Source organism: Kitasatospora sp. NPDC057518, from assembly GCF_042802075.1.
Classification (GTDB): domain Bacteria; phylum Actinomycetota; class Actinomycetes; order Streptomycetales; family Streptomycetaceae; genus Kitasatospora.
The window spans coordinates 1-10,007 of the sequence record NZ_JBHVEU010000322.1 but is presented as its reverse complement, the minus strand read 5'-3'; the positions used below and the strand labels follow the sequence as shown (position 1 = coordinate 10,007).

Sequence of the window (10,007 nt, the reverse complement as noted above, 5' to 3'; positions counted from 1 at the left end):
GAGATGCGTATAAGAGACAGGACATCGTCCGGTGCCCCTCCGCTTTTTCGTGCCCGCCCGGCCGGGATTGCGGAACGGCGATCTCCAATTCCCGGTCATGGCCTGAACTTTGCCCTCCCATGGGTTAGGTTCACCGAACAGGTGCTCCACACCGCGTCACAATCCTTGGGGGGATGGGGAGTTGACCGATCAATTCAAGATCGACATGGACCGGATGAGAACGGTGTCCAAGCAACTCGACGAATGCGCCAAGCGCATGAAGACGGTCGCCAAGAGCCTGGAGAACGCCGGGATCGCCCGCCAGACCGGCAACGCGTGGCTCGACTCGGCATGCCTGGGCTTCGAACGCCACTGGCACGGAGCGATGGGTCGGATGGGCAAGCTGGCCCACAACCTCCACGAGGGCCTGGACGAATCACTCAAGGCCTACACGGACAACGAACAGGGCGTCGCGAAGGCCTACAGCGCAGCCGGCAGCAGGGACTGACTCCACCATGGGTGACAAGAACTGGCCGGGCCTCGGCTTCTGCCCGGCCCCGGGGGACCTGGCGGGCATCGCCAAGATGTACGCGGACGTCGACGCCGTAGCCCGGGAACTGGAAGAACTGCGGAGCGCGCTCGCCGGCATCGGCTCCGACGGCGGCGCCTGGGAGGGCGAGGCGGCCCGCAAGTTCGCCGACAAGCTGGGCCAACTGCCCAAGTACCTCACCCAGGGCCACGAGTCGATGGCCGCCTGCTCGCGGGCCCTCAAGGCCTGGCACACCCAGCTCTCCGGCATGATCACCACCGGCCGCACGATGGAGGCCGAAGCCGTCGAGCTGCGCACGCGGCTGGCCGACACGGACGGCCAGGTCACCTCCCTCGGCAACACCCTGAAGGGCTACGCGCAGAACGGCGGGCAGACCGCCGACAACGTGATCAACCGCGCCCAGGCGCAGTTCGACGCGGCCCGGGAGGCCAGCACCCGCTGCCACCACCAGCTCGACGAGGTCATCAAGCGCGCCCACAAGCAGTTGGAGGACCACCGGCACAAGGCCGAGGCCGCCGCCAAGGCGATCGTGGAGGCGTCCCGTCACCACCCGCCGGACCCGGGGCTGTTCAAGCGGATGCTGGACAACGTGAAAAAGGCCTGGAACAAGTCGTTGGACTTCCTGTCCGACCATGCCGACATCCTGTCCATGATCTCGGCCGGACTGACGATCGCCGCGCTGTTCACCCCGTTCGGTCCGGTGCTGGTCGCCGGGGCCGTGCTGACGAGCGCGGGCGCGCTGAGCGGGCACGGCATCGCCAAGCTCCGTGGCAAGGACGTGTCGTGGATGACCCTCGGACTGGACTCGTTGGGCTTGATCCCCGGCTACGGGCTGGTCAAGGGCTTCGCCACCGCCGCCAAGGGAACCCGAGCCGCGAACGCCGGCGGCAGCGCGCTCGCCATGGCCAGGCTTCCGATGTCGACCAAGGCCGTCACCACGTGGATACCCAAAGGCGCGAGCTGGCTCAGCCAGTCGGAAAGGGCGCCCAATGTCGCCCGCGTCTTCTCGGACAAGGTCGCGTCCCGCTTGTCGGCGCTCGATCCCGCGAAGGTCACGGCCAGTGCGAAGGCGGCCTCGATCGTCTACGGCGCGTACAAGCAAGTGGACAAAGCGATCGAGAGAAGGGCGGCGGCGCAGCCCGTCGTGCTTCCCGGGCCGCTCGCGAGGCCCGCAGTCCGGCCGGCGTCCGCCCCGTTCCTGAACGCCGTCGGCTGAGAGGAGAGACCCATGGCCAAGGACCTCCATGCCACGCTCCCCGTCGAGGGCGGACGGATCGCCTCGGTGCCCGAGGTGGCCGAGGCCGCGCGACGGGCCGAAACGCTCTACGGAATCAACCTGCTGCACGACTACGTGGCCCGCGATGTGGTGACCAAGCACCTGCGGATGCGGAACCAGCAGGACTGGTACTCCGAACTGGCCGGCCTGTTCATCATCGGGGGAATCGCGGGTGCCGTGTTCTTCGGCGCGTCGATGAGTTCGCCGGCCGAGGGACGACAGGTGGCCGGCCTGGTGGCGGCCGTCCTTGCGATCCCCGTCGGCATCTGGATCGGGATCCGCGGCATGTCCTGGGAGGCGGAGAAGAAGACCGCCTCCGTGCACTTCACCACGTACGTGGGCCTGTTGAACCGGGCACGGGGAGCCGGTCTGACGGTCACGATCCCCCCCGAGTGGGGAGTCGCCGCCGAGCGGGCCTCGTGGGAGGAAGGCGCGACCGCTCCACCACAGCCGCCGACCGCCCGGGGCACGTCCTCCACCAGTCCGGCTCCCCCGCAGCCGGCCGCGACACAGCCGACCTCGTGGTGGCCGGCCGACGCCGTGATCGACCCGAAGTTCCCGGTACTGCCGACCGCAGCACTCGCGCGCCACTGGGCCCTGGCCGGCCGGGCCCGCGAACTCAGTGCTCCGCACGGCGTCGACTTCCTGGACGAACAGGCGGTCCGGGGACTGCTCACCGCCGTGCAGCGGTCCCGCCGGTGGATCAGCCTCTGGGGCAGGACGTTCCTCCTCACCGTGGTCGCCGGCATGGTCGTCGCTCCCATGGGCATGGACCCCGCCGGTGCCGAGTACCGCCGACAGCTCGTCTCCCTGGGGACGGGCCTGATCGCCATCGGCTTGCTCGCTGCAGTCCCCGCGCTGAAGGAGCTCTGGACCTGGCGCCGCTCCGGCCTGCGCGAGCGTGCCGACGCCTACCTCGACCTGCTGATCGAGGCCCGTACGTACGGCGTCCCGGTCCCCGTCCCGCCGTCCTGGCTGGACACCCGCAACCGCATCCGCAAGCCCGCATGACCTCAGTGGAAGGCTCCCGATGTCCGGCACTCAGACAGCCGACCGCCCCGATCCCGCTGAGGACGCACCACTCCAGATCCGCTTCATCGTCCCGCCCGCCTTCCACCAGGTACCCGTGTTCGGCACCGAGGAACAGGTGGCGGAGGAGCTCTGGGAAATGGTCTGCGAGGTACTGGCCTCCCGGTCCGAGGAGGACCGGGCCGCCTGGGCCATGACGCTGGCCGGGCTGATCCCGTCGATGGCCGAGGCCGGGGTGATCCACGCCGGGATGTGCCTGGTGGACGTGGACGGCCGTCCGAGCATGGCCACGATCACCGCCTCGCTGTGCCCCTTGGAGGGCACCGACTACCCCGGCGCGGTGGACTTCCTGCTCACCCGGCTGGCCCTGTCCCGTCCGGAGGCGGAGGTGACGGCGGTCGAGCTGCCGGCCGGGCGGGCCGTCGCGGTGATCGACGCGGTGGCGACCGCGGTGGACGACGGGTCGACCCCGCTCGACGGCCTGGCGGTCCCGCTCGTCGACGGGGTGCTGACCACCTCGGTGATCCAGGTGCACCTGCCGCTGCCGAACGAGTCGCAGCTGCTCTCGCTGGAGCTGAGTACCCCGTGCCCGGAGGACTGGGTGCTGTACTCGGAGCTGTTCGCGGACGTCGTCCGCAGCATCCACCTGGAGTTCGCCGACCTCCCGACCGTCTCCGAGCCGATGTACGACACGGTGGACGAGGAGGTCGCGCAGCGGGTGAAGGCCGCCTTCGGGTGATCGAGTGAGGGTGATCAGCTGAGGGTAGCCTTGCCGGCGTGAGCACTTGTGCGACCGTGTCGCGTGAACTTTCGGAGCCGCTGGCCGCGACGGCGGCGGTGGCGAGCACCTGGCTGCTGGTGGAGCAGAACGGGCCGTGGGGCGCGAAGGCGCTGGGCGAGAGCCATCTGGACGCGGCGGTGGGGCGGGCGCTGGAGGCGGCCGCGGCCGGGACGGGTGTGCGGGTGGCGCTGATCCGCCGGCCCGGTCGGCACGCCGACTGCCTGCCGACCCCGCGCCACGAGGTGCTCGTGGCGCACACGGTGCCGGGCCGCGACTGGGTGCGCCGGGAGGCGGTGGCGGATCCGGCGGAGCTGCTGGGCCTGGACTTCGCGGCGCTGGGCGCCGGGGACCACACCGGCTTCGGTGCGGAGCACGTCGGCGGCCCGGTGGCCCTGGTGTGCACCAACGGGCGGCGGGACCGCTGCTGCGCGCTGCTGGGCCGTCCGCTCGCGGCGGAGCTGGCGGCGGCCGGGCACAGCGAGGTGTGGGAGGTCACCCACCTGGGCGGGCACCGCTTCTCCCCCACGATGCTGGTGCTGCCGTACGGCTACGCGTACGGGCGGCTGACGCCGGAGACCGCCAAGGAGGTGCTGGCGGCGACGGCGGCCGGGCACACGGTGCCGGAGTGGTCGCGCGGCTGCTCGGGCTGGGAGCGTCCGGGCCAGGCGGCCGAGCACGCGGTGCGGCTGGCGACCGGCGAGACCGGGGTGGACGCGTTGACGCTCGTCCAGCGGCCGGACGGTGAGCGCCGCTGGCTGGTGACGGTGCTGCACCGGGACGGCCGGTCCTGGGAGGTGGACGTGATCGAGACGGTGAGCGAGCCGGCGCGTCCGGAGAGCTGCGGCAAGGCGGCGGGGACGCCGTCGCGGATGGACGTGCTGTCCGTACGAGGGCTCTGACGCACAACGGCCCCGCGCCCGTGGGGGTGGGCGCGGGACCGCTGTCGGCGGCGGGGCTCAGCCGGCGGCCTTGGCGACGAACTCCGTGGTGTAGGTCTTCGCCAGGTCGATCGACCCCTCCTTGCCCTTCACGTCCGGGTGGAACGCGGCGAGCACCGAGAGCACCGTCTTCGGCCCGTCGGCCGGCATCACGCCGTCCGTGGTGAACATCGGCAGCGTCGCCTTGATCGCCGCCGCGTACTGCTCGGCGCCGCCCTGGGCGTAGTCGGCGGGCATCTTCGCGGCGATCTCCTCGGGGCTGTGGGTGGACATCCACGTGAGGGTCTTCACGAAGGCGTTGGCGAGCTTCTGGGTGGTGTCCTTGTTCTTCTCCACCCAGTCGGTGTTCATGTACAGCGACGAGGACGGGTAGAGCCCGCCGAGCGCCTCGCGCGAGCCCTCGGGGGTGCGCATGTCGTAGAGGACCTTGCCGAGGCCCTTGTCCAGGACGGCGGCGACGGTCGGGTCGGTGGTCATCCCGGCGTCGATGCTGCCCTGCTGGAGCGCGGCGATGAAGGTCTGGCCGGCGCCGACCGCGATCGGGCTGAACTCGCTGACGGCGGTGCCGTTCTTGACCGCGAGGTACTTGGTGAGGAAGTCGGTCGAGGAGCCGAGGCTGGTGACGCCGAGCTTCTTCCCCTTGAAGTCGGCGCCGGACCTGATCGCGTCGGCCTGCTTGCTGGAGACCACCTCGACCTCGCCGGGCGCCTGGGCGAACTGCACCACGGACTCGACCTTCTTGCCCTTGGCCTGGAGGTCGATGGTGTGGTCGTAGAAGCCGACGGCGCCCTGGACGTCCCCGGCGAGCAGCGCGGTGGTGGCGTTGACGCCGGCCGGTTCGGTCATCAGCTCGACGTTGACGCCGGCCTCGGCGAAGTAGCCGAGCCGCTGGGTGAGCATCGCGGGCAGGTAGATGACCTTGTCCAGGCCACCGACCATGATCTTGACCTTGGGTCCGTCGACCTGCTGCCCGGCGGGGGCGGCGACCGCGCCGTGTCCGGCGGTGGCGGCGTCGTTGGCGCAGGCGGAGAGCGGGAGGAGCAGGAGGGCGGCGAGGGCGGCGGCAGCCGTTCTGCGCATGGGTGGGGGCCTCTCTTCGTACGGGCGGGGGAGGTTCAGCGGCCGTCGCCCGCGTCGGCGGGCTTCCAGCGGAACAGCTTCTTCTCGGCGAAGGTCAGCAGCCCCTCGGTGAGCAGCGCGACGACGGCGAGGATGGTCATGGCCGCGTACACGCCGGCCGCGTTGAAGGTGCCCTGGGCGGCCGCGACGAGCAGGCCGAGGCCCTTGGTGGCGCCGATGTACTCGCCGACGATGGCGCCGATCAGCGCGAAGCCGAAGCTGACGTGCAGGCTGGTGAAGATCCAGGTGGTGGCGGCGGGGATGACCACCTGGAGGGTGACCCTGCGGCTGTCGGCGCCCAGGATGCGGGCGTTGGCGACGAGGTTGCGGTCGACCTCGCGGGCGCCCTGGAAGGCGTTGAAGAACACCGGGAAGAACACCAGCACCACCGCGGAGGCGACCTTGGAGGCCGGGCCGAGGCCGAACCAGATCAGGAAGATCGGCGCGAGCACGATCCGCGGGATCGCGTTGAGCACCTTGATGTACGGCCCGAACACGTCGGCCAGGAAGCGGATCCGGCCGAGCGCGATACCCAGCAGCACGCCGCCGATGACGCCGATCACCCAGCCGGCGAGGGCCTCGTACAGGGTGTAGCCGATCTGCTCGCCGAGCGAGCCCTGCGCGGTGCCGTGGGTGACCCACTGCCAGATCTGGTCCCAGATCCTCGACGGCTGGGAGAAGTTGAACGGGTCGATGACGTCGGTGCGGGCGCAGACCTCCCAGAGCCCGAGGAAGGCGAGCAGCACCGCGACCCGGGCGCCGTAGACGACCAACCGGCGGTTGCGGGCGGCCCGTTCGCGGGCCTCGGTCCTCGTCGTGACGGCCGGGGGCTTCCCGGCGCCGGCCGACGCGGCTCCCGACACGGACTCGGGCACGGAATCGGACGCGGTCTCAAGCGGCACGACCCGCTCCTCTCTCCCGGGTGATGCGCACCTCTTCGCCGAGCGAGGCCCAGATCTCGCGGTACAGCTCGACGAACCTCGGCTCCAGCCGGACGGCCTCCACGGTGCGCGGGCGCGGCAGGTCGACGGTGAAGACCTCCTTGACGGTGGCCGGTCCGGCCGTCATGACGACGACCCGGTCGGCGAGCGCGATGGCCTCGTCCAGGTCGTGGGTGACGAAGACGACCGACGAGCCGGTACCGGCCCACAGCTCCAGCAGCTGGTCCGACATCAGGGCCCGGGTCTGCACGTCCAGGGCCGAGAACGGCTCGTCCATCAGCAGGATCGCCGGGTCGTTGACGAAGGTCTGGGCGAGCGCGACGCGCTTGCGCATGCCGCCGGACAGCTGGTGCGGGTAGCGGTCCTCGAAGGCGGCCAGGCCGACCCGGCCGAGCCAGTCCCGGGCCCGTTCCCTGGCCTCGGCGGCGGGCACGCCGCGGAAGCGCGGGCCGGCCATCACGTTGGACAGGACGGTGCGCCAGGGGAAGACGGCGTCCTGCTGGAAGACGAACCCGACCTTGGGGTCGATCCCGCGCACGGGCTCGCCGTACACCCGGACCTCGCCCTCGGTGGGCTCCTCCAGGCCGCTGACCAGGGTCAGCGTGGTGGACTTGCCGCAGCCGGTGGGGCCGACGACGGCGACGAACTCGCCCTGGGCGACGGTCAGATCGAGATCGCGGACGGCGGTGTGCAACGCCCCCGAGGGGGTGCGGAAGCGTTTGGTCGCGCCGGTCAGCTCGATCGCCGGGGTCTCGGTCATGCATTCCTCCCGGTTCTGTGCTTGCCCCGGAAAGGTAGGAGCGGGCCCGGCCCCGGCGGGAGCCTTCTTCGCGTAGTGCGACTTCTCCGCATAGAGGGGTGTTCTGCTCGTTTTGCTTGCGCTACAACTGCGGGGACGCGGCTGACAGAAACAGCGCGGAAACATAGGGTGTCCCGACCCACCCCACCGGAGGCGCCCCCACCCCGCCCCCCGCTCCCCGCCCCCGCTCCCATCCCCGCTCCCGGACATCCGATTCCCCCGCAGCCGCCGAGAGGAGGCCCGGATGAAGCTCGCCCGCCGGCCCCGCCGGGTCTTCGCCCAGCTGCTGCTGAGCCAGACCGTCGTCACCGTCGGTGTCACCGCCGTGACCGCCGGGCTGTTCCTGGCCCCGGTCAGCAGCGAGCTGGACCACGACGCGATGCAGCGGGCGCTGTCGATCGCCCAGGCCACCGCCACCGACGAGAACATCGCCCGGGCCGCAGCCGGCCGCGACGTGGTGGCCGCGCAGCGCAACGCCGAGCAGATCCGGCTGGCCACCGGCGCCAGCTTCGTCGTGGTCACCGACCTGGACGGCATCCGGCTCTCGCACACCGACCCGGGCCGGATCGGCCAGCGGGTCAGCACCGACCCGGAGCCCGCCCTCAGCGGCCGCAGCGTCACCGCCATCCAGCAGGGCACCCTGGGCCGCACCGCCCGGGGCAAGGTGCCGCTGCGGATGGCGGACGGCCGGATCGTCGGCGAGGTCTCGGTCGGCATCAGCGACGACTCGATCCGCCGCCGGCTGCTGAAGATGCTCACCGGGATCCTGCTGTGCGCGGGCGCCGGCCTCGCCGCCGGGACGCTCGCCACCCTCCTCCTGGCCCGCCGCCTCAAGCGCCGCACCCACAACATCGCGCTGGCCGACATCTCCGCGCTGCTGGTGGAGCGGGAGGCGATGCTGCACGGCATCCGCGAGGGCATGGTGGCGCTGGACGAGCACGGCCGGATCCGGCTGGCCAACGACGAGGCGCTCCGGCTGCTCGGCCTGCCCGAGGACTGCGCCGGCCGCCCGATCGGCGCGGTGCTGCCGCCGGGCCGGCTGGCGGACGTGCTCGCCGGGCGGATCGCCGGCGCCGACCTGCCGGCCGTACGGGACGACCGGGTGCTGGTGGTCAACCGGACGGCCACGCCCGAGGGCGGCGCCGTGGTGACCCTGCGGGACCGCACCGAGCTGGAGTCGCTGGTCCGCGAGCTGGACACCACCCGCAGCCTGACCGAGGCGCTGCGGGCCCAGGACCACGAGCACGCCAACCGGATGCACACCCTGCTGGGCCTGCTGGAACTGGGCCGTCACGAGCAGGCGGTGGCGTTCATCTCGGAGCAGTCCGGCTCGCACGCGGTGGTCGCGGCGCGGATCGCCGAGCAGGTGCAGGACCCGCACGTGGCGGCGCTGCTGGCGGGCAAGAGCGCGGTGGCGGGCGAGCGCGGGGTGCGGCTGGCGCTGGCCCCGGCGGCGCACCTGCCGGACGCCGTGGTGGACGCCCGGGCGCTGGTGACGGTGCTCGGCAACCTGATCGACAACGCGGTGGACGCGCTGACCGCGGGCGGCGGGGGCCGGGTGGAGGTGAGCCTGGCGGCGGCCGGCCCGACGCTGCTGCTGCAGGTCGCGGACAGCGGCCCGGGCGTGCCGGAGGAGCTGCGCGAGCAGGTCTTCGAAGAGGGGTGGAGCAGCAAGGACGCACCCGCGCACCGTCCGCGCGGGCTGGGGCTGGCGATGGTGCGGCGGCTGGTCGAACGGACCGGCGGCCGGATCGTGCTCGACACCGGGCCGCTCGGCGGCGCCCGGTTCACCGTCGAGCTGCCCGAGGCCCTGCTCACCACCCAGCTCGTGGAGGCGTGATGATCGACGTACTCGTGGTGGACGACGACTTCCGGGTCGCGGACGTGCACGCCGCCTACGTGGCCAAGGTCCCCGGCTTCCGGGTGACCGGCACCGCGCACTCGGCCGGGGAGGCACTGGCCGCACTGGAGCGCCGACCGGTGGACCTGCTGCTGCTCGACCACCACCTGCCGGACGAGACCGGCCTGGCCCTGGTGCGCCGGCTGCGGGAACGCCAGGTGGCCTGCGACGTGATGATGGTGACGGCCGCCCGGGACGTGTCGACGGTGCACGCCGCGATGCAGCACGGCGCGCTCCAGTACCTGGTCAAGCCGTTCACCTTCGCCGGACTGCGGGAGAAGCTGGTGGCGTACGCGCAGCTGCGGCACGCGCTCGCCGCCCCGGCCCGGGAGGCCGGCCAGGACGAGGTGGACCGGCTGTTCGCGACCCTGCGCAGCGCCGCCGCCCCGGCCGGGCCGCTCCCCAAGGGCCACTCGGCGCCCACCACCGACCTGGTGATGGGCGTCCTGCGCCGGGCCGGCCGGCCGCTCTCCGCCCAGGAGGTCGCCGACGCCACCGGGCTGAGCCGCTCCACCGCGCAGCGCTACCTCAAGCAGCTGGAGCGGGACAGCCGGCTGCGGCTGACCCTGCGGTACGGCGACACCGGCCGCCCGGAGCACCGCTACGGCCTGGCGGCCCGGGCGTAGCCGCTCCGGTCAGGGCCGATGACCGCCGGACCGGGCCCGGACAGGGGGGAACCCCGGCGGCCCCAGGCC

Annotated in this window: 10 protein-coding genes; 7 read left to right on the top strand and 3 right to left on the bottom strand. The window is 72.2% G+C overall.

The window, feature by feature from the left end; all coding sequences use genetic code 11:
- Positions 1–181 precede the first annotated feature (181 nt).
- Genes ACFU7Z_RS27800 through ACFU7Z_RS27780 form a run of 5 tightly spaced genes read left to right on the top strand, consistent with a single transcriptional unit; the run spans position 182 to position 4,514 of the window.
- Positions 182–487 (top strand): type VII secretion target, encoded by a 306-nt coding sequence (locus tag ACFU7Z_RS27800; protein WP_107418945.1) that lies wholly within the window; start codon positions 182–184, stop codon positions 485–487.
- A gap of 7 nt (positions 488–494) precedes the next feature.
- On the top strand, positions 495–1,745 hold the full coding sequence (locus ACFU7Z_RS27795; RefSeq protein ID WP_074005664.1) for a hypothetical protein: 1,251 nt from the start codon (positions 495–497) through the stop codon (positions 1,743–1,745).
- 12 nt (positions 1,746–1,757) lie between these two features.
- The gene (locus ACFU7Z_RS27790; RefSeq protein ID WP_380780377.1) at positions 1,758–2,816 is read left to right on the top strand and encodes a hypothetical protein; all 1,059 of its coding nucleotides are present in this window, start codon (positions 1,758–1,760) and stop codon (positions 2,814–2,816) included.
- 19 nt (positions 2,817–2,835) lie between these two features.
- Positions 2,836–3,573: a hypothetical protein gene (locus ACFU7Z_RS27785; protein WP_380780375.1), complete on the top strand. Its 738-nt coding sequence runs from the start codon at positions 2,836–2,838 to the stop codon at positions 3,571–3,573.
- Positions 3,574–3,611: 38 nt separating this feature from the next.
- Entirely contained in the window at positions 3,612–4,514 is a 903-nt protein-coding gene (locus ACFU7Z_RS27780) for a sucrase ferredoxin (RefSeq protein ID WP_380780373.1), read from the top strand.
- Between the two features lie 57 nt (positions 4,515–4,571).
- On the opposite strand, the gene ACFU7Z_RS27775 is transcribed toward ACFU7Z_RS27780, so the two are convergent.
- Genes ACFU7Z_RS27775 through ACFU7Z_RS27765 form a run of 3 tightly spaced genes read right to left on the bottom strand, consistent with a single transcriptional unit; the run spans position 4,572 to position 7,373 of the window.
- Positions 4,572–5,633: an ABC transporter substrate-binding protein gene (locus ACFU7Z_RS27775; RefSeq protein ID WP_074005667.1), complete on the bottom strand. Its 1,062-nt coding sequence runs from the start codon at positions 5,631–5,633 to the stop codon at positions 4,572–4,574.
- 35 nt (positions 5,634–5,668) lie between these two features.
- Positions 5,669–6,574, bottom strand: a complete 906-nt coding sequence (locus ACFU7Z_RS27770; RefSeq protein WP_380780370.1) for an ABC transporter permease — start codon at positions 6,572–6,574, stop codon at positions 5,669–5,671.
- Positions 6,564–7,373 (bottom strand): ABC transporter ATP-binding protein, encoded by an 810-nt coding sequence (locus ACFU7Z_RS27765; protein WP_049650781.1) that lies wholly within the window; start codon positions 7,371–7,373, stop codon positions 6,564–6,566. Before ACFU7Z_RS27765 ends, ACFU7Z_RS27770 begins: the two co-directional genes overlap by 11 nt.
- Positions 7,374–7,656: 283 nt before the next feature.
- On the opposite strand from ACFU7Z_RS27765, the gene ACFU7Z_RS27760 reads away from it, so the two are divergent.
- Positions 7,657–9,252: an ATP-binding protein gene (locus ACFU7Z_RS27760; protein ID WP_380780367.1), complete on the top strand. Its 1,596-nt coding sequence runs from the start codon at positions 7,657–7,659 to the stop codon at positions 9,250–9,252.
- On the top strand, positions 9,252–9,938 hold the full coding sequence (locus ACFU7Z_RS27755; protein WP_049650784.1) for a response regulator: 687 nt from the start codon (positions 9,252–9,254) through the stop codon (positions 9,936–9,938). The genes ACFU7Z_RS27760 and ACFU7Z_RS27755 overlap by 1 nt, the downstream gene beginning before the upstream one ends.
- The last annotated feature ends 69 nt before the right edge of the window (positions 9,939–10,007 follow it).